Raw genomic sequence first — 23,819 nt, forward strand, 5'->3', positions numbered from 1 at the left:
AACCTGATTTCCAGATTTCAGACGGCCTGAGTTTTTTCTATCAAACCAAATGTTCCGCCAAGAAAGCCAATGCGTATTCGACGGCTTGCGCCCTTACTGCTTCGCGGTCGCCTGTGAAAAGCGCGGTTTGCTCAAACGAGCCTTCGGGCGTGGTCAGGCCGAACCAGACTGTGCCGACCGGTTTGGCCGCGCTGCCGCCGCTTGGGCCGGCGATGCCTGAAATACTCAAGGCGTAATCGGCTTGCGCGACGGCCTTTGCGCCGCGTGCCATTTCATAGACGGTCTCGCGGCTGACCGCTCCGTGTTTCAGCAAAGTATCGGGCATGACGCCGAGGCGGTCTTGTTTGGCTTGGTTGCTGTATGTGACGAAGCTTTGATGAAACCACTGCGAGCTGCCGGGAATGGAAGTCAGCGCACCTGCAAGCAGGCCGCCGGTGCAGGACTCGGCGCAGGTAACGGTTTGACGGCGGCTGGTCAGGTGTTCGGCGATGGTTTGCAGATGGGACATGGCGGCTCCTTATGGAAAGGGTGGAATGGGGCGGGCGTTTGACCCGCCGGGTTTCAGACGGCCTGAAAGCTGAAATCAGTCTTTCGGCTGAATGAGGTGGACATCACATTGTGGGAATGGGATGTTGATGTTGGCTTCGCGCAGGTTTTCAACCACTTGCTCGTTCAGGGCGAATCGGAACGGGCCGAGATTTTCTTCTTGCGTCCACGCCCAAAGGGTAATTTCGATGGCGCTGTCGCCAAGGTTGGTAATGTATACGACGGCAGGTCGTTCTTCAGTTTGAACACACAATGGATGCTCGGTTGCCGCTCTCAATACGGCGGCTTTGGCGGCTTTCAAGTCGCAGGCGTAGTCGACGCCGACAACGACTTGGGCGCGGCACAGGGGCAGGGAGGAGCGGTTGGTGATGCTGTTGGTCATGACCACGCTGTTAGGCAGGACGACTTCTTCGTTGTCCGGCGTACTCAAAGAGGTCTGCACCATTTTGATTTCGCGGACGATGCCTTCAAAACCGTTGACGCGGATAAAGTCGCCGACTTTAAACGGACGGAACAGGATAATCAGCGCGCCGGCGGCGAAGTTGGACAGTTGGTCTTTCAATGACAAAGCCACGGCCAAGCCTGCGCCACCGATCAGGGCGGTAACGGAAGTGGTCGGGATACCGAGTTTGCCCAGTGCCGCGATAATGATGAGGATCAGCAGGCCGATGTTGGCAACGTTGCCGAGGAAGCTGACCAGTGTTTTATCGACTTTGGCGCGTGTCAGCGCGGCTTTCATCAGTGTCACCACGCGCGTGGCGACCCAGCGGCCGATAAAGAAGATGGCTAAGGCGGCCAGCAGGTTGGTACCGAAAGACATGCCGGTTTGGGCGAGTTGTTCCCAGCCGGAGAACGAAGAGAGGACTTGAAGATCGAAATTCATAATTGTGTGTGCGTGTGAAGTTGTTTAAAAGGTCATTGTAAAACAAGGCCGTCTGAAAAACTAATGATTTGTTTTTTCAGACGGCCTTTAATCTTTCCTAAATTCTTTTCAGCTTAACGTAAAACGGTTTTGCTCCAACGGCTCACCCATTGTTTTTGTTTGGTGTTGATGTCGGCGCGGTTGGGGGAATCGCTGTGTTTCGGGGTTTGGGCGAACTCGAATATTTTGGGCAGCGGCGTGTTTTTGGCAGCCGGATAGACCCACATTTCGGCAGGCAGGGCTTTTTGCACGTCGCCGCTTTGCAGCCAGCTCACCAGTTTGGCCGCCAGCTCGGGTTGTTTTGCGCCTTTCAAAACGGCCGCGCCTTCAACTTGGCGGAATGTGCCGCCTTTGAGGAAGAGGTTGCCGGTGGGCGGGGTGCTGTATTTGCCTTTGGAGTAGTGGACTTCGGCCGCCGGGCTGGTGGCATAGCTGACCACGAGGGGATAGGCGCCGCCGTTTTGGGTGAAGTCGGTGTAGTAGGCTTCGCTCCAGCCTTTGGCAACTTTCACGCCGTTTTGGCGCATTTGCGCCCACCATTTGAACGCACCTTCTTCACCCATGCCGCCGATGTTGGCCAAGAGGAAGGAGAGGCCGGGCGAGGATGTGGCGGGGGACGGGGTTACCAGAAGGTTTTTATATTCCGGTTTGGTCAAATCTTGCAGGGTTTGCGGCAGGGGCAATTTTTTCTGTTCAAACCATTTTTTGTCGTAGTTGATGGCGACATAGGCGTAATCGACAGCCAGCGCATCGGGCAGGGAAGCGGTTACGGGTGCGGATTTGGGTTGGTTGGCGGCGAGGATGCCGGCGGCTTTGGCTTTGCCGATGTTGGCGTTGTCCAAACCGTAAACCGCATCGGCAATCGGGTTGGCCTTGCTCAAAATCAGCTTGTTGAGCATTTCGTTGCCACTGCCTGCCTTGATGACGGACACTTTGGCATCGTTGGCTTTTTCAAATTGTGCGATGACGGATTGTGGCAGGCTGAAGGATTTGTGCACGGCCAAACGCACTTCGGTTTGGGCGTACAGGTTTGCCGAAGCCAGCAACAGGGCGAGGGCGGACAATTTCAGTTTCATTCTCTTTCCTTTGTACGGGTAAAATACGAAATATCATAACAAAATCTGCATATCAAGGCACGATATGAATCATTCTCCCGTTTGGCTGTTTGACCTCGACAATACTTTGCACAATGCCGAAGCCGGCATTTTCTACATCATCAACCGCGCCATGACCGAATACATGGCAGGCCGTCTGAAACTTTCCGAAGAAGCCGCCTCCCACCTGCGCCAAGATTATTGGCACCGATACGGCGCGACGCTTGCCGGTTTGCAAATCCACCATCCTGAAGTCGATATCGATGAATTTTTGCGTGAAAGTCACCCGCTTAAGCAAATTTTGGCAAAGGTGGAGGGTATGGATGGAACTGATGACGTTTTAGGCCGTCTGAAAGGGCGAAAAGCCGTATTTTCCAACGGGCCTTCGTTTTATGTCCGCGCATTGGTTGAAACGTTGGGCTTGGAAGCGCATTTTGACGGCTTGTTCGGCACGGACGACTTCGGCCTGCTCTACAAACCCAATCCGCAAGCCTATCTCAACGTCTGCCGCCTGTTGGGCGTCAAACCCGAACAGTGCATCATGGTGGACGACAGCGCCGACAATCTGCACCAAGCCAAAGCCTTGGGCATGAAGACCGTTTGGTACGGCGAAAAAGCCCATCCGTTGCCATTTGCCGACGGCATGGCGAAAGATATGCAGGGTTTGCTTGAATTTTGCACAAAACTGCCGTGAAATTTTTAAAAATCAAGTACAATACACGGTATTGACGACATTTAAAAACAAGGACAACATCATGCGTAAACTCGCTTTAATCCTGACTGCCGCCGCCGTTTTGGCCGGTTGCTCTTGGGAAACCTACACCACCGAATCCGGCCGTACCGCCGTACGCCAAAAGTATGCTACCGGCACACCCATTGTTTATCAGGACGGTACTTATTCTAAAAACATGAATTACAACCAGTTCCGCCCAGAGCGCCGCGCCGTCCAATCCCATCAAGCGGAACACGCTGAACGCGGCCAAAACTGGCAAAAACCGCAATTTGCCAACCAACAGCCAGCAACCGAATAACAATATCCCCAAGGCCGTCTGAACTTTTCAGACGGCCTCAAACAACGACAACGGAAACCGTATCATGGCTCAGACAGCTTTAAATATCGTCATCCTCGCCGCCGGCAAAGGCACGCGCATGTACTCCAAAATGCCCAAAGTGCTGCACCGCATCGGAGGCCTTCCCATGGTTGAGCGCGTTATCGACACCGCCGCCTCCCTGAATCCCCAAAACATCTGCGTCGTCATCGGCCACGGCAAAGAGCAGGTCTTGGACACCGTCAAACGCGATGTCGTTTGGGTTGAACAAACCGAACAGCTCGGTACCGGCCACGCCGTCAAAACCGCCCTGCCGCACCTTGCCGCCGAAGGCCGCACGCTGGTGTTGTACGGCGACGTCCCCCTGATTGACGCAGCCACCCTCGAAACCCTGCTCGAAGCCGCAGGCAACGAAGTCGGCCTGTTGACCGACGTGCCCAACGACCCGACAGGTTTGGGCCGCATCATCCGCGACAGCAACGGCAGCGTAACCGCCATTGTCGAAGAAAAAGACGCCGATGCCGCCCAAAAAGCCGTAAAAGAAATCAACACTGGCATTTTGGTTCTGCCTAACGCCAAACTTGAAGCTTGGTTGAACAGCCTTTCCAGCAACAATGCCCAAGGCGAATACTACCTGACCGACCTCATCGCCAAAGCCGTTGCCGACGGCATCAAAGTTCATCCCGTCCAAGTCCGCGCCTCCCATCTGGCCGCCGGTGTGAACAACAAACTCCAACTGGCCGAACTCGAGCGCATTTTCCAAATCGAACAGGCGCAAGAATTGCTCAAAGCAGGCGTCACCCTGCGCGATCCGGCACGTTTTGATTTACGAGGCCGTCTGAAACACGGACAAGATGTCGTGATTGATGTCAACGTCGTCATCGAAGGCGAAGTCGAACTCGGCGACAACGTCGAAATCGGTGCCAACTGCGTGATCAAAAACGCCAAAATCGGTGCCAACACCAAAATCGCCCCATTCTCCCATTTTGAAGGTTGCGAAGTCGGCGAAAACAACCAAATCGGCCCATACGCCCGTCTGCGTCCGCAAGCCAAACTGGCCGACGACGTACACATCGGCAACTTCGTCGAGGTCAAAAACGCCACCATCGGCAACGGCACCAAAGCCAACCACCTCACCTACATCGGTGATGCCGAAATCGGCAGCAAAACCAACTTCGGCGCTGGCACGATTATTGCCAACTACGACGGCGTGAACAAACACAAAACCGTCATCGGCGACGAAGTGCGCATCGGTTCAAACTGCGTTTTAATCGCCCCCGTAACGCTGGGCAACAAAGTGACGACAGGCGCAGGCAGCGCAATTACCAAAAACGTCGAAGACGGCAAACTCGTCCTCGCCCGTTCGCGCCAAACCGTCATCGAAGGCTGGGTACGTCCGGAAAAAGGCGATAAGAAGTAAAACCGGCCTTTTATTTATTTTCAGACGGCCTTGAGAAACAACAGGCCGTCTGAAGGTAAGAAAGATTTAATTTTCATAGGACGTATAATGGAAGAAAACACTGATATAGAACAAGCTCGAAGTTTGGTTATCGAGACATCTAGATTAATGGTTGCATATCGAGACAATAGTGAAAAACTTGTGAATGATGTTCGAAATGAGTTAGACAAATCTTTAATTGAACAACGTCGTATGCTTGTTCAAATGATTAGGGAGGAAGTAACAAAAGAAGTCTCTCAAACTGTTTATGCTTATGTAAAAGATATGGAAAAAGCACGTAATCAGATGGCAGATCAAGTTAGAGAGTTTAATGGCTACCTTCGGAAAGTACAGGAGGAAAATAATAAAATTTCTTCCCGTTCAGTATGGGTTACATCGCTAACATTGGCAACGTTGGTTATTGGGGGAATTGCATTGATTTGGTTTTATTCGGGAGTTATTCAGAGTAAGAAAATTGATGCAGATATGGTTACACGGATTAATCAAGCAGATATTGTCCGTTGCGGAAATGATTTATGCGCAAGGACAAGTAAAGCTGGAGAAAATGGGTATAGAGTTATTCATAAACGGTAAAAATAGTATCTATGGAGTAAGAAATGAAAAAGTATATTTCAATTTTTTTATTAATCCCATTGATGGCATGTGCTCGTCCATCATCTTTTTCTGGTACTTGGTCATATACTGATCAGGTTGAAGATACTGTGGGAGGGAAAGAATTGGTTCTCAAGCAGGAGGGTAATTCAGTTACAGGAGTATGGAATGAGGGAATTTCGACAGGTAGCGGGGGAAGTGGAAAATTAAAAGGATATGTGAAGGGAAATAAACTATTTTTAAGTTATTGTTCTGATGAGGGAAATAACTGGTATGAGTCTTGTCCTAGATACGATAGTAATGAAAGTTATTTTATTATAGATAATAATAAGATTATTGAATTTTATAAAAATAATAATAAAGAATATAAAAAGGGTAAAGAATTTATTTTGATTAAATAAGGATTTTTAAATCATGGTGTCAAATAATCAACAAAAAACATTAAGTAAAGAAGATTTTCAAACAATAGCTTATTTTGCAGTAGGTGTTTCTTCTGAATCAAAATTAAATGCTTATAAATTAGTTATAGCAGCAAATACTAAAAATGGGAAATTATATCCTGTTGGGAATAGTGGATATTCTATCGGAACAATACAAACCGATTTAGGACAGCATCCCGAAGTTGTAAAAGATTTAGTTGATGCATATCAAAAATGGGCTTTAGAGAAAAAACCCGAATGGAAACTTTCTGAAAAACAAGAAAAGGATATTATTCATGATTTAGGAAGGACAGGTAGAGAGATAGAAAAAGAAGATGGAAGACCGTTACCAGCTGAGTTTAAAGCTAGGTTTAATCAATTCTTCAGTAGTAAAGATGGAATTACTTGGGTTCATACTCGAGATGTAAATCAGATTAATAAGATTGAGAAAAATATTTTTACTCCTTTGCAAGAGACAGAGTTATATAAAAAATTGTCTTTTGATGACAAAATACAATTAGTAGCAGTAACTTCGAAACTTTACAATCAAAGTGAACGCAATGGGAGAACAGTATTACAAGAAATTAAAAATGGTAAATTTCATTCAGTTAATGAGGTAAATAATAGAATTGATAGTATTCTTAAGGACAAAAATGACTATATAGAAACTGGTAGAAAAGAGGCAGTATTAGGTGCAATTCTAATTTCTCAATTAAATAAAATGGGAAAAAATAATATTTTATCTGATGAGTGGGATAGTGTTAAAACGAATCCTCTTGAAAATCCTTCTAAATTAGAAGGAGATAAAAAAAATAGTCATGATGAAATTAGAAAATTGTTTAATGAGCCTGAGAAATCTATTAATAAAATTAAACGAGAAGAAGGTAAAAAAGTAAGTGCTCAGGTTTCTCGTGATGATTTTAGTGCGCTAATTGATAATCTTATAAGTGATAAAGATGGTTCATTTACTAAGCAAGTTATTGCCGATAACAAAAATATTGTTGCTGCTTTAGATGCAAAAGTTCAAGAAAAAATAATACAAGAACAACAAAATATGGCTCAAGAAGTACAACAGAAAGCAAATGAGCAAAGTTTCGGTGGTCGTTCCCTTGGATAATAATGACGTTGCAAACTGAAGTAATCCCCTATGCCGTCTGAAAGTCAGTGGCGTAGATTTTCTCAAACTTTTGATACTAAGGAACTTATATGTGCGGTATCGTAGGTGCTATTCGCGCCAATCACAATGTAGTCGATTTTCTGACCGATGGTCTCAAACGCCTTGAATATCGGGGCTACGATTCGTCGGGTATTGCCGTAAACATGGACGGCAAAATCAAACGCGTCCGCCGCGTCGGCCGCGTGCAGCTGATGGAAGATGCTGCACGCGAAAAAGGCGTGTTTGGCCATATCGGCATCGGCCATACCCGTTGGGCGACCCACGGCGGCGTAACCGAGCCTAACGCCCACCCCCATATTTCCGGCGGCATGATTGCGGTTGTCCACAACGGCATCATCGAAAACTTCGAAGCCGAACGCGAACGCCTGCAAGCTCTGGGTTACACCTTCGAATCGCAAACCGATACCGAAGTCATCGCCCACAGTGTCAACCACGAATACACGCAAAACGGCGGCAAACTGTTTGAAGCCGTCCAAGCTGCGACTGCCCGTTTCCACGGCGCATACGCCATTGCTGTTATCGCACAAGACAACCCTGAAGAAATGGTTGTTGCGCGCATGGGCTGCCCGCTGTTGGTGGCCTTGGGCGACCAGGAAACCTTCATCGCTTCCGATGTATCCGCCGTGATTGCCTTTACCCGCCGCATCGCCTACTTGGAAGACGGCGACATCGCCCTGCTGAACGCAAACGGTATCGAAAAACTGCTCGACAAAACCGGTGCTCAAACCGAACGCGCGGTTAAAGTATCCGAATTGTCTCTGGCTTCTTTGGAGTTGGGCCCATACAGCCACTTCATGCAAAAAGAAATCCACGAACAACCCCGCGCCATCGCCGATACCGCCGAAGTCTTCTTGGACGGTGGTTTTGAACCTGAAAACTTCGGTGCGAACGCCCGCGAAGTGTTCGACGATATCCACAGCATCAAAATCCTTGCCTGCGGCACGTCCTACTATGCCGCGCTGACTGCCAAATACTGGCTCGAATCCATTGCCAAAGTGCCGACCGACGTGGAAATCGCCAGCGAATACCGCTACCGCGACGTGATTGCCGATCCGAAACAACTGGTCATCACCATTTCCCAATCCGGCGAAACCCTGGACACCATGGAAGCCCTGAAATACGCGCAATCCTTGGGACACAAACACAGCCTGTCTATCTGTAACGTGATGGAATCCGCCCTGCCGCGTGAAAGCGAATTGGTACTGTACACACGCGCCGGCGCAGAAATCGGCGTTGCCTCTACCAAAGCGTTCACGACCCAACTGGTTGTCTTGTTCGGCCTGGCCGTTACCTTGGGCAAACACCGCGGCCTGGTTTCCGACGAACAGGCGCGTGAATACGTCGAAGAATTGCGCCAACTGCCGGGCAGCATTCAGCACGTTCTCAACCTTGAGCCGCAAATCGCCGCTTGGGCGCAAAAATTTGCCAAGAAAACCAGCGCACTCTTCCTGGGCCGCGGCATCCACTTCCCGATTGCCCTCGAAGGCGCGTTGAAGCTGAAAGAGATTACCTATATCCACGCCGAAGCTTATCCTGCGGGTGAGCTGAAACACGGCCCGTTGGCATTGGTGGACGAGAACATGCCCGTTGTCGTGATTGCCCCGAACGACAGCCTGTTGGACAAAGTGAAAGCCAATATGCAGGAAGTCGGCGCACGTGGCGGCGAACTCTTCGTCTTCGCCGACCTCGACAGCAACTTCAACGCCACCGAAGGCGTGCACGTCATCCGCGCCCCACGCCACGTCGGCGTACTCTCACCGATTGTGCACACCATCCCCGTGCAACTCCTGTCTTACCACGCTGCCCTCGCACGCGGTACAGACGTGGACAAACCGCGCAACTTGGCTAAATCGGTAACGGTTGAGTAAAGCCTGGCTTAAACGATAAAAGGTCGTCTGAAAAGTTTCAGACGACCTTGATTATTAATTAAAGGCAAACAAATGAATAAAGTCTATAAATACCTACTGGCAATCGCTGCTTTGGCGGCAGCAGGCTTCGGTATATATGAATATACTGCGCCCGATAAATACCAATACTGGAAAGAACTGATTGCCAAAGACCCCAAGCCTGACGGGGTTTCGGAACAGGAATACAGGGAAAAACTCAGGGCAGGTTACTGCTGGCGGGACAGGAAATTTTACACCCCTGAGGAATTACACAGGAAAGCAATGGTCAGTTTTGCAGGTAGGTTGTTGGGAGAAACAGAAGCCTATAAGGCCAACATGACCACCAATCAGGGCGGACGGGATTATTCTACGGGAGCAGACTGCGTACGTCACGAAAAGGCCTGTAGCGTCTGGTTTGTCCCGCAGGATTACACTAACGAGCAATGGGATAGTATGTTTTTGGCGGAGAAAGATCCGACGGATGGGACGCTGCTGGCAAAATATCCTAAAAAGGAAATCAGACAGGAAAATGATTTGAAAAACTATTTGAAACAATATGACAATAAAGGTTTTACTTTGATTCTTAGAGGTCCCAGTAAGAACGGTGCAGATGTGTATGGTTCTGATTGCTGTACAGTTTTAAGTAAAAAAGAGGCTGAACCAATAATTAAAAAAGATGCTTTAATTACTTATTTGGAAGGAGCAGCAATTTTTCCAGAAAATGACATACCCCAAAATATCAATATTCAAAATTACGGAGTAGGTAATTTTTATTTTAAATTTACTGGTGTAGATCCTGGCCTGCATAGATGGAATGTAAATAAAGAGAGAACGTATCAACAATACGCTACAGAAATATTATTCATGAACAATTGCGGAGATGTTTTGTGGCAACCTTTTTATGTCAAATAACTTATCTTCTTAACGAGGAGCAACATTATCATGCCAGATAACCAAAAATCTTTAGCTGTATCCGATGTTACAGTAGATAGAATTTTATCCCAATATTTGTGGAACAGCCCGATACCACCCAAAAGAGAAGATATGGGAATATCGATAACATCAGCTAATCGTACACCAGTAAAAATTGACGCAACCGACTATATGAAGAATGGTGCAGGCAGATATGCCACGGCAGCAGATTTCAAGATGTTTGAGAATTTTTTTAAAGCCTCGAATTTACCTGCAAGAAATACACCTTATTCTTTCGATGAGATTGGTAATAAAATCTATGGGGTAGAGAGATTTAACAGTTGGAAAAATGGTTTCTACAGTACGACTCCAGGAAATGGTTTTACTGTCGCTGTTTCTCAATACGGAATCGACACTTCATCTTCAGACTACGTCGAACGTGCTTTTATCTTCGGTTCAACACAAGTAGTTGTTACACCTGATGATCTTAGAAAGCTCCAATTCTTCGTCCGTCCGGACGGCAGCCGCGAAATTCGCAACCTCAGAATCACGCCCAAAGACGACAACTTCGATTTTATCGGCGGTTCATCTTCCCAAGACGCTTCGGGCAGGATGTTAAAAATGATGGTAGATACGGCAAACGCGGGGTTCAAGAAAGCTATTGATCCGAAAGGTATAGGCAGGTCTGTACCCCTTGTCTATACCGATACCGACAAGCTGCCGTTTGTCAATATTACGGATAAGGACTTCAAAAGACTCCAATCGGAGAAATCGAACCAAGAAAAACCAGATATTCTGATGGAAGAAACAGGTATTCTTCTGTTTCGTCAAGGAGGAGGGTTATTTAATAAGCTGAAAAAATCACCAGCCTTATATGATAAAAGCCTGCTGGGGCGTTGGCGAGACATTGAGCAGAATGCCAACGAAATGTACCAAAAAACCCGTGACCTTATCGAAAAAGATCCAAATATGATGTCTTTGGATGAAAGGGATGAACGCGATCAATACGCGGCGGATATTGATAAACCAACGGCTTTAACTATTGAGGATATGCCGCAAAACGCCCAAAAAATCTATCATCAAGGGAAACAGATTTTTGCTGATTTTTGTGCCCAGAAAAACATCGCTTACGATGCAAATAGTTTGGACAATATTGCGATGTCGTTAGCTTCAGTGGCTTATAAAAACAAGATGAGTGGTGTGTCTTTAATCAATATTAACGATAATGGGAAAGTCTCGGTCGGACACAGAGCCCCCGGATTAATAATGGCTTCTGTAGATATGTGGGAAGCGGCTAAGACGCCGGTAGAGGAAAGCCTGAGCCAAATTCAGCAAACGGCACAACGAATTGAATATGAGGAGCAACAAAAACAAATCGTGCAATCCCAATCACATGGAGCGAGGATTTCTTAAGTAAAATCAAAAGAAAATGTAAAAAGGGGACTTAAATTCTACCAATTATCTACAAATGGTTTGATTGATTTTAAACAAAGCTAAAGGCCGTCTGAAACCTATTTCAAGGTTTCAGACGGCCTGTTGTTTTAAAGCGTTTTATTCTGCGCCGACAACGACGGTGTTGAGGTCTTTGAATTTGACGCGGCGTTGCCATGCGTCGCGGACTTGTTCGACGGTCAGGCTGTTGATGGCTTTGGGGTAGGCTTCCAAGTAGTCGTTGGGCAGGTCGTAGAGGCCGATCAGGCTCAGGTAGTTAAGCAGTTTGTCGTTGGAGTCGTAGCGCAGGGGGAAGCTGCCGACGATGTTGGCTTTGGCCTGTTTCAGTTCGGCTTCGGTCGGGCCTTCGGCGATAAACTGTTCGATGACGGCTTGGGTGTCGGCCAGTGAGGCTTTGGTGTTTTTCTTTTGGGTGGAGTAGGAAACGGCAAACGTGCCTTCTTCTGTCGCCGGGGCGAGGCTGCTGTATACGCCGTAGGTGTAGCCGTGTTGGTCGCGCAAAACTTTCATGAGGCGGCTGTCGAAACCGCCACCGCCGAGGATGTAGTTACCGGCAACGAGGGCGTAATAGTCGGGGTCGTGGCGTTTGATGAGGGAGGTGCCGAGCAGGACTTGTGCTTGTGTGCCGGCAAAGGGGATGTCGCGGCGTTGGGCGGTTTGTTTGGGAACGGGCGGGATGGCGTGGGTTGCGGTGGCTTTGGCCGGCAGGTCTTTGAGGACGCGATCGACCAGTTGCTCTGCCTGTTTGCGGTTGAGGTCGCCGACGATGGCGACGATGGCGTTGTCTTTGCCGTAGTGGGTACGGTGGAAGGCGCGGATGTCGTCGAGGTTGACGCGTTTGAGGCTGTCAACGGTTATGTTTGCGCCGCTGCCGTAGGGGTGTTTCGGGTAGATGAGTTTGGTCAGTTCGCGCGTGGCGGTGTAGTCGGGGGTGGTTTCTTGTTGTTGCAAGCCGGTAATGGATTGGGTTTGACGGCGGCGGAAAACGGCTTCGTCAAAGCGCGGACGGGTCAGCGAGTGGTTGAGCAAGTTGGCGGCTTTGTCGCGGATGTCGGCTTTGCTGAGGCTGCGGAAGCCTGCGGACGCGCTTTCGGCATTGCTGTCGCTGCTGATTTGTGCGCCGATGTTGTCGGCTTCGGCATTGAAGGCTTCTTCGTCCAGCTCTTGGGTGCCGTCGGTCAGGAGGGCGGCGGTAAATTCGGCAACTTGGCTTTTGCCGTCCGGATTGGCGACGCTGCCTGCGCCCTTGAAGCTGACTTCAAGGTCGATGATGGGGTTTTCGTGGCGTTCGACAAGGAGGATTTGGGTACCGTCGCGGTTGCGCCAGCGTTGGATGTCGGTGGCGGCTTGGACGCTTAAGGGCAGGAGTAGGGCAAGGGCGAGCAGGGTGGGTTTCATGTTGTGGCTTTCTGTTAGGGCCGTCTGAAAGGATATGGGCTTTCAGACGGCCTGATGTTTATCGGCGTTTGGCAGCTTTTTTGCTTGGTGCGGCGGCTGTTTTTTGTGGCTCGATGATGACGGTACTCATGCGCTCGTCGGTCAACATCCGGGCGGCGGCCTGTACTTCTTGTGCGCTGACGGCCTGTAGGCGGCGGTGGATTTCTTGTTCGTCGGTATATTGGAAACCGCGCGCTTCGAGGCGGCCCATCATGGAGGCTTGGGAAGACATGGAGTCTTTGGCGTAGATTTCGTTGACCGCTGCTTGGGTTTTGACGCGCTGCAATTCTTCTTCTGAAACGCCGTGGTCGGCAATGTCTTTGATTTCTTGGCGCAGCTGGGCAATCAGAGTATCGGTTTTCACGCCTTCGGCAGGCATGGCTATGACGCTGAACAGCGGCATCTCTCGGCTGATGATGTCGTAATGCGTTCCTGCGCTCAATGCGGTTTGCTTGCCGCGCACGAGGTTTTTATCAAAACGGCTGGACGCGTTGCCTGCCAAAATATCGGAGAGGATGTCGAGGGCGAAAGGCATCGTGTCATCGAGTTTTTGGAGTTTCGGTACACGGAAGTTGATGGCAATCAGCGGCTGGTGTGTAACCGGAGAAGTGGCTTTGACCGTAACAGGCTTGCGCAAATAGGGTTCGGTATGGAGCTTGTTGCGCGGCGGCTGGGCTTTGGCCGGAATATCGCCAAAGAGTTTGGCGGCCGTCTGAAGCGTTTGTTTGGCATCGACATCGCCGACAATGACCAATACGGCATTGTTGGGCGCGTAATATTGTTTGTACCACGCGCGCAGGTCGTCGGCTTTTAGGGTGTGCAAATCTTTCATGTAGCCGATGACGGAGGCGCGCATGGACGGTTGGGTAAAGGCGGCAAGATAGGCTTGCTCCCACATTTTACCGTCGGCCGTGTCTTCCGTGCGTTGGCGGCGTTCTTCGCGGATGACGTTCATCTCGTTGAGGAATTCTTTGTCGCTGAAGTTGAGGTTGTGCATGCGGTCGGCTTCGAGCTTCAGAATCTCGGGCAGGTTGGCGGCGGCGACGTTTTCGTAATACACCGTTTCATTGCGGTTGGTGTAGGCGTTGTTTTGCCCGCCCAGCTCGGACACGCGGCGGTTGAACTCGCCGGAGGGGACGTCTTTCGTGCCTTTAAACATCATGTGTTCCAAAGCGTGGCTCAGGCCGCTTTTGCCCGGTTTTTCATCCACGCTGCCGATTTTGTACCAAATCTGCGAAACGGCCACAGGCGCGCGGTGGTCTTCTTTGACGATGATTTTCAGACCGTTGGGCAGGGTTTCAGAAAGCGTCTGCGCCCATGAGGCGGCAGGCAGCGCGAAGGCAAGCATTAAAGCAATTCGGCGTAACATGGTTTAATCCGTAAAATGAAAATCAATCGCCAAAGTATAGCGGAAAATCTGCAAAGATTGGCCGAATGTTTCAGACGGCCTGCGGCTTTATCTGCTGATTCACATCAAGCGCGGCCGTTGCCAATCTTTACCGTCGCGCCTCATTCGCGGATAATCCCAAACATTCCCGTTCCCAACCATCACAAAGGAATCATCATGGCATTTTTGAAACTGACCGAACAAAATGTTCAAGGCAAAACCGTTCTGATCCGCGCCGATATGAACGTACCGTTCAAAGACGGCAACATCAGCGATGACACCCGTATCCGTGCTTCGCTCGCATCCATCAAATACTGCTTGGACAACGGCGCGTCTGTGATCGTGATGACCCACCTCGGCCGTCCGACCGAAGGCGAATTCCATCCTGAAGACGATGTAGCGCCTGTTGCCGCGCATTTGGGCAAACTGTTGGGCAAAGACGTGAAAGTATTGAACGACTGGCGTGAAAATAAACCGACTTTGAACGCCGGTGATGTCGTGATGTTGCAAAACGTGCGCATCAACAAAGGCGAGAAGAAAAACGACTTGGAGCTGGGCAAAGCCTACGCTTCTTTGTGCGATGTGTTCGTCAATGACGCGTTCGGTACCGCCCACCGCGCCCAAGCTTCGACTGAAGCCGTTGCCCAAGCCGCACCGGTTGCCTGCGCAGGCGTGTTGATGGCGGGCGAACTCGACGCTTTGGGCAAAGCCCTGAAACAACCGGCTCATCCGATGGTTGCCATCGTTGCCGGCAGCAAAGTGTCCACCAAACTGACCATCCTCGAATCTTTGGCCGACAAAGTCGACCAACTCATCGTCGGTGGCGGTATTGCCAACACATTCTTACTGGCAGAAGGCAAAGCCATCGGCAAATCTTTGGCCGAACACGATTTGGTGGAAGAATCCAAAAAAATCATGGCGAAAATGGCGGCCAAAGGCGGCTCTGTTCCGCTACCGACCGATGTGGTTGTCGCTAAAGCCTTTGCCGCCGATGCGGAAGCTGTGGTGAAAGACATTGCCGACGTTGCCGAAGACGACATGATTTTGGACATCGGCCCGAAATCCGCCGCTGCTTTGGCCGAGCTGCTCAAAGCCGCAGGCACTGTCGTATGGAACGGCCCGGTCGGCGTGTTTGAGTTTGACCAATTTGCCGGCGGTACCAAAGTATTGGCCGAAGCGATTGCCCAAAGCGATGCGTTCTCGATTGCCGGCGGCGGCGACACTTTGGCGGCGATTGCCAAATTCGGCGTGACCGACCAAATCAGCTACATCTCCACCGGCGGCGGCGCGTTCCTCGAATTCTTGGAAGGCAAAGAGTTGCCTGCCGTAGCCGCTTTGGAAAAACGCGGCGCATAATCGGTTTTAATCTTGATGGCTGAATAAAGGCCGTCTGAAATCTGGAATCAGGTTTCAGACGGCCTTATTTATTTTGTTGAAATGTGTTATCGGTTTAGGCGGTTTGCGTATCCGACTGTCTGTGCAATGCCTGATAACACGGTGCAAGCTGGCGGATGATGAGGTCGAGCTGGTGTTTGAGGATTTGGTTTTGTTGGGACTGCTCTTTGTCGGTCTGTTCCAAATCGGCAAACTCCTGTCGGATGGCTTCGATGCTTGCATCGAAGGTGGCCGGTTCGGTCTGCGGCATTTGTTTGAGGAGTTCGGCGATGTGGTGGGTCAGGCGGGCATATGGGGCGAAGGTATCGCTGCCGTCGTGATGAACCTGGTCACGGTATGCGCCGAGCGCAGAAATGTGGCCGGTCAGCGCATAGCTGGTTTTGAGCAGGGTAAAACCGTCTTGCAGGCGGTCTTGGTATTTTTTCGGGTTGCTGCTCATGTCGGATAAGGTGCTGCTGAGGGCGGCGGTGCTTTCGTGGGCTTGGCGTCGGGTGAGGCGGTAGTCGACATCGTCGCGGCTGCCGTTTTGCAGCTGGTCGAGGATGGCGTCGAGATAGCGGCCGTTGGCAGTGATGGTCTGGGCGGCTGTGTGGCTGAGGGTGAGGTAACGCCAATCGGGCCAGAGGTAGGTGGCGGCGGCCCATGCGATAACGGAACCGACGATGGTGTCGATGATGCGGATGGGCATGGCGTGGTACACGTCCAAACCAGCAAGCGAGAGGCTGGTCAGGGCTTGGATGGTGATGAAGAAGGTGGAGAAGCTGTATTTGTAGCTTCGGGTCATGAAGAACAGGGTGGTGCTGGCGATGACAATCCAGAGTTTGGTTTCAACGGACGGGGTGAAGTAGGGGACGAGCGAACCGACAATCACGCCGAGAATCGTGCCGGCTATACGTTGGTACACGCGGCTTTTGGTGGCGGTGTAGTTGGGCTGGCAGACAAAGAGGGCGGTCAGCAGAATCCAGTAGCCGAGGTTGAGATGGAGGATTTCGACGATGATGCAGGCCGCGGCCACGACGATGGAGAGGCGGGTGGCATGGCGGAAGACGCCGGATTCGAAATTGAGCTGGCTGAGGACGGTCTCGCCGATGTTGCGGAACTTGGTGTTTTCAAGGGCGGCGATGCGGGTGTCGGTGTTGTCGTTTTCGGCAAGGGACGCATCGTTTTGCAGTTGCCGCAGTTGGTAATCGACGCTGCTGAGGTTGTCGAGCAGGCGGCGGATATTGTGGAGGTTGGCATTGTCGGCGTGGGTTTCGGCAAAATGGCCGAGGGATTGGCGGCAGCCTTCCATGGCGCGGCCGAGGCGTTTGCTGTATGCGTAGGGTTTGTTGTTGCGCAGGGTGGCGGCAATGTTGCGGCACGCCTGACCCTGCATTTCGAGCAGGCGGCGGATGCGGAAGATGAGGTCGGTGTTTTTGAGCTGCTCGGCCATTTCGCTGTAATCGACGTGGGCGGAGCTGATGCGTTCGTGCATGTCTTGCGCGCTGAGGTAGTAGCGCAGCATTTTGGCGGTGCGCGGATGGCGGTGTTGGCCGCGTAATCGGTAGAAAAGTGCGGCACGGCATTGGTTGAAGGCGGTAATCACGCCGGTGTTGCTCATGGCCAGGTCGATTTGGCGGTTGCCCAGCCATGCGGCTTCGTCGGGATCGAAAAAGTCGGCTTTGGCATCGAAGTAGTTGCTGAGTGCGTCGTAGGCGTTGGCGACGGTTTCTTGGACGGGGCGGTGGGGCAGGATGATTTGGAAGATCAGGGTGTTGACGCTGTATAGGACGGTGCCCAGCAGAATCATGACGGGATTGGTCAGCCAGTAGCTTTCGGGGGTGTAGGTCAGCGTGGTGTAGGTGGCGACGGCGAGCGCACCGAAAGCGATGGTACGGTATTTGAGGCCGACGGTGCCGAGGATGGTGAAGCCGAAAGTCATCAGGGTCATAGCCAAGATGAAGGGAATGCCTGTGCCGATGGTGCTTTGGGCAAGCAGTGAGGAGAGGGTAAACAGGGCGACGGTGATAACGATGTTTATCAGACGGCCTGTGAGGCGGTTGTCCAAATCGACCAAACCGCCGGCAATAATGCCGAGTACGAAGGGCATGGCGAGTTTGGGGGTGTTAAAGTGCCAAACGAGGGTGGCGGCGATGAATACGCTGGCGAAGACGGGTAGGGAGGCAATGATCAGAGGTTTGAGCGGCGGGGTGTTCATGATTGGGTTGTTTTATTTGTTATGAGATGAATGATTGGATTTTAACAGGATTTTCAGTCGGTTTCAGAATGCTTTAAATGAGATAAGGCCGTCTGAACGGATACGGCGAAATGCTTGATTTCGTTTCCACATCTGTTCAGACGGCCTTGTTTGGCCTGCGTCATCAGGTCATCAGGTTGAGGTCGCTGATGCGGTCGTAGAGACGCTCGGTATTGTTGCCCTCGTCGTGCATTTGAATGCGCAGGCGCAAATCGTTGGCGGATACCGCTTGGCGCAGGGCTTCGCTGAGTTCGATTTGGCCTTGTGCGTAGAGATTGAAGAGATTCTGGTCGAACGTCTGCATGCCGTTGCTGCCGGAGCGTGCCATCAGGTCGCGGATTTCCAGCAATTCGCCTTTGAAAATCAGGTCCTGCATGGCCGGAGTGTTGAGCAGGAGGTCGGTAACGGCCGTGCGTTGGCGGTTTTTCTTGACGACGAGGCGTTGGCCGATGATGCCGACGAGGTTCAACGCCAAATCCATCAAGACCTGTTGGCGGCGGTCTTCCGGATAGAAGTTGATGATGCGCTCGATGGTTTGGGAGGCTGTGCTGGCGTGGATGGTGAAAACGCACAGATGGCCGGTTTGAGCCAGTTGGAGGGCGTATTCCATGCTTTCTTCGCTGCGGACTTCGCCGATACAGACGACGTCGGGTGCTTGACGCATGGCGCTTTGAACGGCGGTTTTCCAGTTGTCGGTATCGATGCCGATTTCGCGCTGGGTGAAGATGCTGCGGCAAGGTTTGTAGATAAACTCGATGGGGTCTTCGATGGTAACGATATGGCCGGGCAGCTTTTGGTTGCGGTAGTTGAGCATGGAGGCCATGGTGGTGGATTTACCCGAACCGGTCGGGCCGGCGAGGATTAGCAGGCCGCGCGGTGCAAGAGCGAGCTCTTGGAGCTTTTCGGGCAAACCGAGGGTCTTCATCTCGGGAATGTCTTGGCTGACGCGGCGCAATACCATGCCGACGCGGCCTTGTTCGTGGTAGGCGTTGACGCGGTAGCGCGTGTTGCTGCGCGATTGGACGGAATAGTTGATTTCCCAGTCGCGGTTGAAGGCTTCGAGCTGGTCGGGGTTCATGGTGGATTCGGCGATGGCGGCGGTGTCCGCGCCGGTCAGTGCCTTGTGGGGCATGGGCGTGAGGGTGCCGCCGACTTTGATGGCAGGGGGAAAGCCTGCGCTGATGAAGATGTCGGAGGCGTTGCGTTTTTCGGCCTCTTCACACATGCGGTCGAGCAGGGGGTGAAGATGCGTGCCGATTTCGGCCGGTGTGGGGATGTGCGGTGCTTGGTTTTTTTGTGAGTAGGCTTGCACCATTTCGCTTAACAGGTCGTGCAGAGGGGCGAGGTCGCTCATGATGATTCTCTTTAAAACGGGTATTCGGTCAGGCTCAAAGGCCGTCTGAAAACGGGATGATGGGGTTCAGACGGCCTGAGTATGGTTTAGAAAACAGAGAGGTTTTCGATGTTTTGCGCTTTGCTGCGTGCCATCTCGGGGCTGATGGTGCCTTGGCGGACAAGGGTTTGCAGGGCTTGATCGAGGGTTTGCATACCGTGGGCCTGACCGGTTTGGAGGGCGGCGTTGATTTGGGCGATTTTGTTTTCGCGGATGAGGTTGCGCACGGCCGGTGTGGAAATCAGGATTTCGTGCGCGGCGACGCGGCCGTTGCCGTCGCGGGTTTTCAGCAGGGTTTGGGAAATGATGGCGCGCAAGGATTCGGACAACATGGAGCGCACGATTTCTTTTTCGCCGGCTGGGAATACGTCGACAATACGGTCGATGGTTTTGGCGGCGCCGGTCGTGTGCAGCGTGCCGAAAACCAAGTGGCCGGTTTCGGCGGCGGTCAGGGCGAGGGAGATGGTTTCAGGGTCGCGCATCTCGCCGATCAGAATCACGTCAGGGTCTTCGCGCAGGGCGGAACGCAGGGCGTTGGTGAAGCTGTGGGTGTGCTGATGCAGCTCGCGTTGGTTGATGAGCGCTTTTTTGCTTTGATGGACGAACTCAATCGGGTCTTCGATGGTCAGAATGTGGGCCGGTTGGGTTTCGTTGATGTAGTTGACCATCGCCGCCAGCGTGGTGGATTTACCCGAACCGGTCGGGCCGGTTACCAAGACCAAACCGCGCGGATTTTCGGCAATTTTTTGGAAAATGCGCGGCGCACGTAATTCTTCCAGCGTCAGGACGGTGCTCGGAATGGTACGGAATACGGCGGCCGGGCCGCGTTCGGTCATAAAGGCGTTGACACGGAAACGGGCAACATTAGGCAGCTCAAATGAGAAATCGACTTCAAAATCCTGTTGATAGAGCTTGCGCTGGTGGTCGTTCATGACCGAGGTAATCATGGTGCCGACTTCTTCCGGGCTCATCTCGGGCAGGTTGATGCGGCGGATGTCGCCGTGTACGCGTATCATAGGGGAAATGCCCGAACTCAAATGGAGGTCGGAGGCTTTGTTTTTCACGCCGAACGCGAGTAAGTCGGTAATCTGCATAATGTGGCCTTGTTTTGGTTTAGAATAATAAAATCGCTTTATTTTAAATAGATAAACCCGTTCGACCAAGTAAAATTTTCAAAATGCCGAGTGATGAACGGGTTAAAGGAGAAAACCATGTCGGTATTGCAACAAAACTATCGGGACGTATGCCGGGCGGTTGAACAGGCGGCTGAGGCTGCAGGGCGGCCTGCGGATGCGGTGAAACTGGTGGCGGTCAGCAAGACGTTTCCGGCAGACGATATCCGCGAAGTGTATGCGGCCGGTCAGCGTGATTTCGGCGAGAACTATATTCAGGAATGGTTTGAAAAAACGGAAACGCTGGCCGATTTGCCGGATATTGTTTGGCACGTTATCGGCGATGTGCAGTCCAATAAAACCAAATTTGTGGCCGAGCGCGCACATTGGGTGCATACGATAGGCCGTCTGAAAACGGCGCGGCGCTTGAGCGAACAAAGGCCGTCTGAAATGCCGCCGTTGCAGGTGTGCATTGAAGTGAACATTGCCGCGGAAGAGGCGAAACACGGCGTAGCGCCCGATGAAGCGGTCGGGCTGGCCCTTGAAGTGGCCAAGTTGCCGAATATTAAAGTGCGCGGATTGATGTGTGTGGCCAAGGCCGACAGCAGCGACGATGAGTTGCGCAGCCAGTTTCACACCATGCAGCGGCTGTTGGCTGAGTTGAACACGGCAGGCGTCGAAGCAGATGTTTTGTCTATGGGTATGTCCGGAGATATGCCAATCGCGGTAGAATGCGGCGCAACCCATATCCGCATCGGCAGCGCGATTTTCGGCAGACGGGAACAAAAACAAAAAGGAGAAGGCAGCCAATGAAACAGATTATCTCGGTCGTTTTGCTTGGTTTGACCTTAACGGGTTGTCGGTTGATGGGCTGGTATCAATGTGAGTCCTTATCGGGCTGGTGCAAACCCAAAAAGCCGGCAGCAATAGATTTTTGGGAAATTAAAGGCGAACCGCCGCCTTCTATCGAGGATTTCCGCGGGAAGCGTTTGGCGGACGGGAATTATTCTATTGACGATAATGCTTATCGTACCGCAGCTAATGATTATTTCAGTAGGAAAATCAAGAAGTTTGAAGCTTGCGGGCTAGCTTGGCAAACCCGCGATAAACGCCCTTTAGCGGAAACTTTTAAAAAAGAAGGATTGGATTGTTTGGAAAAACAGGGTTTATACCGAACATCACTGCCCGAAAGCGTCCGTTGGTAAAAAGGTCGTCTGAAATTTTGTCGGTATGATGGAAACGGTATTTCAGACGACCTCGGCAAATGTATCTCATTTAAAAAATTAAGGAAATTTATGAACATCTACTTTTTAGGCGGCGGCAATATGGCGACTGCCATTGCAGGCGGTTTGGTCAAACAAGATGGCTATCGTGTCCACATTGTCGAACGCGGCGCCGAAAGACGGGAGCAACTGGTTCAAGAATTGGGCGTAGCCACTTCTGAAAACCTGCCCGAATTGAGTGCGGACGACGTCCTCATTCTCGCCGTCAAACCGCAAGACATGCAGGCAGCCTGTCAAAACATTCGTTTGAATGGCGCGCTGGTGTTGTCCGTAGCGGCCGGATTGTCCATCGATACCCTCAGCCAGTATCTGGGTGGCACACGCCGTATCGTGCGCATCATGCCCAATACGCCGGCCAAAATCGGTTTGGGCGTATCCGGTATGTTTGCCGATGCAAGTGTTTCAGAAGCCGACCGCGCAGCCGCAGACGGCATCATGCGTTCTGTCGGCACGACCGTTTGGCTGAACGAGGAAGAGCAACTCCACAATATTACCGGCATCAGCGGCAGCGGCCCCGCCTACGTTTTCTATCTGTTGGGTGCACTCCAAAAAGCGGCTTTGGCACAAGGTTTCAACGAACAAGACGCACGCGAACTGAGCCTTGCCACATTTAAAGGCGCCGTGGCTTTGGCCGAACAAACCGGCGAAGCATTCGCACAATTACAGCAAAACGTAACTTCCAAAGGCGGCACGACACACGAAGCCATCGAAACCTTCAAAGCCCGTCACGTTGCCGAAGCCATCGAACAGGGCGTAGAAGCCTGCGTTAAACGTTCGCAAGAAATGGCGCAACAATACAAGGCCGTCTGAACATGCGCGGCGACTTGCTCCTATTATTGGCAGACGCCGTTGCCATCCTGTGTATCACACGCTTTTTGCTCCGATACGCAGGATTGGCAGCAGAATACCCCCTGCTCAAATTCAGCATACAGGCAACAGGCTGGCTGACCAAACCTTGGCAAAAAGCATTTCCATCCGGCGAGAAAACCGATTGGTACTGCCTGCCTTCAGGTTTCCTGGTGTATTACCTTACCTGTACCGCCATTATTTTCATCTCGCCGGCATTATCCATCAGCAATAAGCTGATTCTGGCAAACTTCTGGTTTGCCATACTCCATATGCTGAAAGCCGCAGCCTATACATTACTTATCGCTCTGATTATCAGAATGGTGTCCAGCATACAGGGCCGCTATTCGCCGTTGACCTATGCCATCGAACGAATCCTGCAGCCATTGCTCAAACCGTTTTCCCTCTTACGCGCAGGGCGATACGATTTTTCAGGCAGTTTGCTGGCACTCTTATTATGGTTGTGGCTGACACGATGGTTTCCCCAGCTTATCCAGCAAACGAATATATGGTTGCTCCAATAGGCCGTCTGAAAGCGCAGTAGGTATTAACGACCAAAAATACAACGTCCTAAAAAGCACATTAATATATTTAGGCGTAAGCTAGTGCAAAAAAGTGCAAATCGAAATATAAAGAACAAATGAATAGGTAAAACATGATATGATTCGCCCAATTTCCAAAACGGAAATTCAAGAAAACCCAATAAAAGCAAACCCATAGCATCCAAATCATTAACATAAACCGAAAGCAGACACCATGGCAAAGCTGACAGAACAAGATATTTTAAACTGGGATGGTCCCGAAGAGGACTACATGAACAGCGACCAATTGGCCTTCTTCCGCGAACTACTGGTTAAAATGCAAGAAGAGCTGATTGAAAATGCAAACACCACTACCGGCCATCTCCAAGAGCACGAATCCGCCCCTGATCCTGCCGACCGCGCTACCCAAGAAGAAGAATACGCTTTAGAACTGCGTACCCGCGACCGCGAGCGTAAACTTCTCAGCAAAGTACAAGCGACCATCCGCAGCATTGACGAAGGCGATTACGGTTTCTGTGCCGATACCGGCGAACCCATCGGCCTCAAACGCCTGCTGGCACGTCCGACCGCGACACTGTCCGTAGAAGCGCAAGAGCGACGCGAACGAATGAAAAAACAGTTTGCCGACTAAAATATAGACATAAAACCTCAAAAAGGCCGTCTGAAATACTCTTTCAGACG

General features: G+C 51.3%; 23 protein-coding genes. 15 read left to right on the forward strand and 8 right to left on the reverse strand.

Features of this window, described 5'->3' with window-relative positions; translation table 11 throughout:
* Positions 1-40: 40 nt before the first annotated feature.
* The 3 genes from HMPREF2711_RS05360 to HMPREF2711_RS05370 form a co-directional block, all read right to left on the reverse strand.
* Positions 41-508 carry a CinA family protein gene (locus HMPREF2711_RS05360; RefSeq protein WP_039861904.1) on the reverse strand — a complete coding sequence of 156 codons (468 nt, stop codon included), beginning with the start codon at positions 506-508 and terminating at the stop codon, positions 41-43.
* 75 nt (positions 509-583) lie between these two features.
* Positions 584-1,429, reverse strand: a complete 846-nt coding sequence (locus HMPREF2711_RS05365; protein WP_070615742.1) for a mechanosensitive ion channel family protein — start codon at positions 1,427-1,429, stop codon at positions 584-586.
* A 113-nt stretch (positions 1,430-1,542) separates the two neighbouring features.
* A complete protein-coding gene (locus tag HMPREF2711_RS05370) occupies positions 1,543-2,544 on the reverse strand; it encodes a thiamine ABC transporter substrate-binding protein (protein ID WP_070615744.1) in 1,002 nt (333 codons plus the stop codon).
* A gap of 64 nt (positions 2,545-2,608) precedes the next feature.
* Here HMPREF2711_RS05370 and HMPREF2711_RS05375 point away from each other — a divergent pair, with 64 nt between their 5' ends.
* The 9 genes from HMPREF2711_RS05375 to HMPREF2711_RS05415 all read left to right on the forward strand — a co-directional run bounded on the left by HMPREF2711_RS05375 (position 2,609) and on the right by HMPREF2711_RS05415 (position 11,468).
* Positions 2,609-3,256: a pyrimidine 5'-nucleotidase gene (locus tag HMPREF2711_RS05375; RefSeq protein WP_070615746.1), complete on the forward strand. Its 648-nt coding sequence runs from the start codon at positions 2,609-2,611 to the stop codon at positions 3,254-3,256.
* Between the two features lie 61 nt (positions 3,257-3,317).
* Positions 3,318-3,593 carry a membrane lipoprotein lipid attachment site-containing protein gene (locus HMPREF2711_RS05380; protein ID WP_003747679.1) on the forward strand — a complete coding sequence of 92 codons (276 nt, stop codon included), beginning with the start codon at positions 3,318-3,320 and terminating at the stop codon, positions 3,591-3,593.
* Positions 3,594-3,657: 64 nt separating this feature from the next.
* Positions 3,658-5,031 (forward strand): bifunctional UDP-N-acetylglucosamine diphosphorylase/glucosamine-1-phosphate N-acetyltransferase GlmU, encoded by a 1,374-nt coding sequence (glmU, locus tag HMPREF2711_RS05385; RefSeq protein ID WP_003747676.1) that lies wholly within the window; start codon positions 3,658-3,660, stop codon positions 5,029-5,031.
* A gap of 87 nt (positions 5,032-5,118) precedes the next feature.
* Positions 5,119-5,643 (forward strand): hypothetical protein, encoded by a 525-nt coding sequence (locus tag HMPREF2711_RS05390; RefSeq protein WP_003747674.1) that lies wholly within the window; start codon positions 5,119-5,121, stop codon positions 5,641-5,643.
* A gap of 23 nt (positions 5,644-5,666) precedes the next feature.
* A complete protein-coding gene (locus HMPREF2711_RS11275; RefSeq protein WP_231288099.1) occupies positions 5,667-6,062 on the forward strand; it encodes a hypothetical protein in 396 nt (131 codons plus the stop codon).
* Between the two features lie 13 nt (positions 6,063-6,075).
* Complete coding sequence (locus HMPREF2711_RS05400; protein WP_003747672.1) at positions 6,076-7,197, forward strand: hypothetical protein; 1,122 nt, start codon at positions 6,076-6,078, stop codon at positions 7,195-7,197.
* 89 nt (positions 7,198-7,286) lie between these two features.
* Complete coding sequence (gene glmS, locus HMPREF2711_RS05405; RefSeq protein ID WP_003747670.1) at positions 7,287-9,125, forward strand: glutamine--fructose-6-phosphate transaminase (isomerizing); 1,839 nt, start codon at positions 7,287-7,289, stop codon at positions 9,123-9,125.
* Between the two features lie 72 nt (positions 9,126-9,197).
* A complete protein-coding gene (locus HMPREF2711_RS05410; protein ID WP_003747667.1) occupies positions 9,198-10,055 on the forward strand; it encodes a hypothetical protein in 858 nt (285 codons plus the stop codon).
* Positions 10,056-10,085: 30 nt separating this feature from the next.
* Positions 10,086-11,468: a calcium-binding protein gene (locus HMPREF2711_RS05415; protein ID WP_231288098.1), complete on the forward strand. Its 1,383-nt coding sequence runs from the start codon at positions 10,086-10,088 to the stop codon at positions 11,466-11,468.
* A gap of 138 nt (positions 11,469-11,606) precedes the next feature.
* On the opposite strand, the gene HMPREF2711_RS05420 is transcribed toward HMPREF2711_RS05415, so the two are convergent.
* Together HMPREF2711_RS05420 and HMPREF2711_RS05425 are read right to left on the reverse strand one after the other, a co-directional pair.
* Positions 11,607-12,905: a M16 family metallopeptidase gene (locus HMPREF2711_RS05420; RefSeq protein WP_003747662.1), complete on the reverse strand. Its 1,299-nt coding sequence runs from the start codon at positions 12,903-12,905 to the stop codon at positions 11,607-11,609.
* A gap of 58 nt (positions 12,906-12,963) precedes the next feature.
* Positions 12,964-14,313, reverse strand: coding sequence for a M16 family metallopeptidase (locus tag HMPREF2711_RS05425; protein ID WP_003747659.1), 1,350 nt, complete (start codon positions 14,311-14,313; stop codon positions 12,964-12,966).
* A 195-nt stretch (positions 14,314-14,508) separates the two neighbouring features.
* On the opposite strand from HMPREF2711_RS05425, the gene HMPREF2711_RS05430 reads away from it, so the two are divergent.
* Positions 14,509-15,687, forward strand: coding sequence for a phosphoglycerate kinase (locus HMPREF2711_RS05430; RefSeq protein WP_036493913.1), 1,179 nt, complete (start codon positions 14,509-14,511; stop codon positions 15,685-15,687).
* 94 nt (positions 15,688-15,781) lie between these two features.
* Here the strand turns inward: HMPREF2711_RS05430 and yccS are convergent, their stop codons facing one another.
* The 3 genes from yccS to HMPREF2711_RS05445 form a co-directional block, all read right to left on the reverse strand.
* Positions 15,782-17,923 (reverse strand): YccS family putative transporter, encoded by a 2,142-nt coding sequence (gene yccS / locus HMPREF2711_RS05435; protein ID WP_003747655.1) that lies wholly within the window; start codon positions 17,921-17,923, stop codon positions 15,782-15,784.
* A gap of 163 nt (positions 17,924-18,086) precedes the next feature.
* On the reverse strand, positions 18,087-19,316 hold the full coding sequence (locus HMPREF2711_RS05440; RefSeq protein ID WP_003747654.1) for a PilT/PilU family type 4a pilus ATPase: 1,230 nt from the start codon (positions 19,314-19,316) through the stop codon (positions 18,087-18,089).
* Between the two features lie 86 nt (positions 19,317-19,402).
* Positions 19,403-20,449 carry a type IV pilus twitching motility protein PilT gene (locus HMPREF2711_RS05445; protein WP_003747652.1) on the reverse strand — a complete coding sequence of 349 codons (1,047 nt, stop codon included), beginning with the start codon at positions 20,447-20,449 and terminating at the stop codon, positions 19,403-19,405.
* A gap of 117 nt (positions 20,450-20,566) precedes the next feature.
* On the opposite strand from HMPREF2711_RS05445, the gene HMPREF2711_RS05450 reads away from it, so the two are divergent.
* The 5 genes from HMPREF2711_RS05450 to dksA all read left to right on the forward strand — a co-directional run bounded on the left by HMPREF2711_RS05450 (position 20,567) and on the right by dksA (position 23,769).
* Positions 20,567-21,280, forward strand: a complete 714-nt coding sequence (locus tag HMPREF2711_RS05450) for a YggS family pyridoxal phosphate-dependent enzyme (protein ID WP_070615748.1) — start codon at positions 20,567-20,569, stop codon at positions 21,278-21,280.
* Positions 21,277-21,672, forward strand: coding sequence for an RNA-binding protein (locus HMPREF2711_RS05455; protein WP_070461559.1), 396 nt, complete (start codon positions 21,277-21,279; stop codon positions 21,670-21,672). Before HMPREF2711_RS05450 ends, HMPREF2711_RS05455 begins: the two co-directional genes overlap by 4 nt.
* A gap of 90 nt (positions 21,673-21,762) precedes the next feature.
* A complete protein-coding gene (gene proC, locus HMPREF2711_RS05460) occupies positions 21,763-22,560 on the forward strand; it encodes a pyrroline-5-carboxylate reductase (protein ID WP_070615751.1) in 798 nt (265 codons plus the stop codon).
* 2 nt (positions 22,561-22,562) lie between these two features.
* Positions 22,563-23,120 (forward strand): YggT family protein, encoded by a 558-nt coding sequence (locus HMPREF2711_RS05465; RefSeq protein WP_003747645.1) that lies wholly within the window; start codon positions 22,563-22,565, stop codon positions 23,118-23,120.
* Positions 23,121-23,352: 232 nt separating this feature from the next.
* The gene (gene dksA, locus HMPREF2711_RS05470) at positions 23,353-23,769 is read left to right on the forward strand and encodes an RNA polymerase-binding protein DksA (protein WP_003747644.1); all 417 of its coding nucleotides are present in this window, start codon (positions 23,353-23,355) and stop codon (positions 23,767-23,769) included.
* Positions 23,770-23,819 lie beyond the last annotated feature (50 nt).

The sequence above is a fragment of the Neisseria sp. HMSC070A01 genome (genome assembly GCF_001810165.1).
Classification (GTDB): Bacteria; Pseudomonadota; Gammaproteobacteria; order Burkholderiales; family Neisseriaceae; genus Neisseria.

What these genes read in the sequence shown, in the direction of transcription:
- HMPREF2711_RS05375 (WP_070615746.1), top strand. Translation starts at nt 2,609, where the DNA reads ATGAATCATTCTCCCGTTTGGCTGTTTGACCTCGACAATACTTTGCAC.
- HMPREF2711_RS05390 (WP_003747674.1), top strand. Translation starts at nt 5,119, where the DNA reads ATGGAAGAAAACACTGATATAGAACAAGCTCGAAGTTTGGTTATCGAG.
- HMPREF2711_RS05360 (WP_039861904.1), bottom strand. Translation starts at nt 508, where the DNA reads ATGTCCCATCTGCAAACCATCGCCGAACACCTGACCAGCCGCCGTCAA.
- glmS (WP_003747670.1), top strand. Translation starts at nt 7,287, where the DNA reads ATGTGCGGTATCGTAGGTGCTATTCGCGCCAATCACAATGTAGTCGAT.
- yccS (WP_003747655.1), bottom strand. Translation starts at nt 17,923, where the DNA reads ATGAACACCCCGCCGCTCAAACCTCTGATCATTGCCTCCCTACCCGTC.
- HMPREF2711_RS05455 (WP_070461559.1), top strand. Translation starts at nt 21,277, where the DNA reads ATGAAACAGATTATCTCGGTCGTTTTGCTTGGTTTGACCTTAACGGGT.
- dksA (WP_003747644.1), top strand. Translation starts at nt 23,353, where the DNA reads ATGGCAAAGCTGACAGAACAAGATATTTTAAACTGGGATGGTCCCGAA.
- HMPREF2711_RS05380 (WP_003747679.1), top strand. Translation starts at nt 3,318, where the DNA reads ATGCGTAAACTCGCTTTAATCCTGACTGCCGCCGCCGTTTTGGCCGGT.
- HMPREF2711_RS05425 (WP_003747659.1), bottom strand. Translation starts at nt 14,313, where the DNA reads ATGTTACGCCGAATTGCTTTAATGCTTGCCTTCGCGCTGCCTGCCGCC.
- glmU (WP_003747676.1), top strand. Translation starts at nt 3,658, where the DNA reads ATGGCTCAGACAGCTTTAAATATCGTCATCCTCGCCGCCGGCAAAGGC.
- HMPREF2711_RS05410 (WP_003747667.1), top strand. Translation starts at nt 9,198, where the DNA reads ATGAATAAAGTCTATAAATACCTACTGGCAATCGCTGCTTTGGCGGCA.
- proC (WP_070615751.1), top strand. Translation starts at nt 21,763, where the DNA reads ATGAACATCTACTTTTTAGGCGGCGGCAATATGGCGACTGCCATTGCA.
- HMPREF2711_RS05450 (WP_070615748.1), top strand. Translation starts at nt 20,567, where the DNA reads ATGTCGGTATTGCAACAAAACTATCGGGACGTATGCCGGGCGGTTGAA.
- HMPREF2711_RS05445 (WP_003747652.1), bottom strand. Translation starts at nt 20,449, where the DNA reads ATGCAGATTACCGACTTACTCGCGTTCGGCGTGAAAAACAAAGCCTCC.
- HMPREF2711_RS05400 (WP_003747672.1), top strand. Translation starts at nt 6,076, where the DNA reads ATGGTGTCAAATAATCAACAAAAAACATTAAGTAAAGAAGATTTTCAA.
- HMPREF2711_RS05365 (WP_070615742.1), bottom strand. Translation starts at nt 1,429, where the DNA reads ATGAATTTCGATCTTCAAGTCCTCTCTTCGTTCTCCGGCTGGGAACAA.
- HMPREF2711_RS11275 (WP_231288099.1), top strand. Translation starts at nt 5,667, where the DNA reads ATGAAAAAGTATATTTCAATTTTTTTATTAATCCCATTGATGGCATGT.
- HMPREF2711_RS05440 (WP_003747654.1), bottom strand. Translation starts at nt 19,316, where the DNA reads ATGAGCGACCTCGCCCCTCTGCACGACCTGTTAAGCGAAATGGTGCAA.
- HMPREF2711_RS05430 (WP_036493913.1), top strand. Translation starts at nt 14,509, where the DNA reads ATGGCATTTTTGAAACTGACCGAACAAAATGTTCAAGGCAAAACCGTT.
- HMPREF2711_RS05465 (WP_003747645.1), top strand. Translation starts at nt 22,563, where the DNA reads ATGCGCGGCGACTTGCTCCTATTATTGGCAGACGCCGTTGCCATCCTG.
- HMPREF2711_RS05420 (WP_003747662.1), bottom strand. Translation starts at nt 12,905, where the DNA reads ATGAAACCCACCCTGCTCGCCCTTGCCCTACTCCTGCCCTTAAGCGTC.
- HMPREF2711_RS05415 (WP_231288098.1), top strand. Translation starts at nt 10,086, where the DNA reads ATGCCAGATAACCAAAAATCTTTAGCTGTATCCGATGTTACAGTAGAT.
- HMPREF2711_RS05370 (WP_070615744.1), bottom strand. Translation starts at nt 2,544, where the DNA reads ATGAAACTGAAATTGTCCGCCCTCGCCCTGTTGCTGGCTTCGGCAAAC.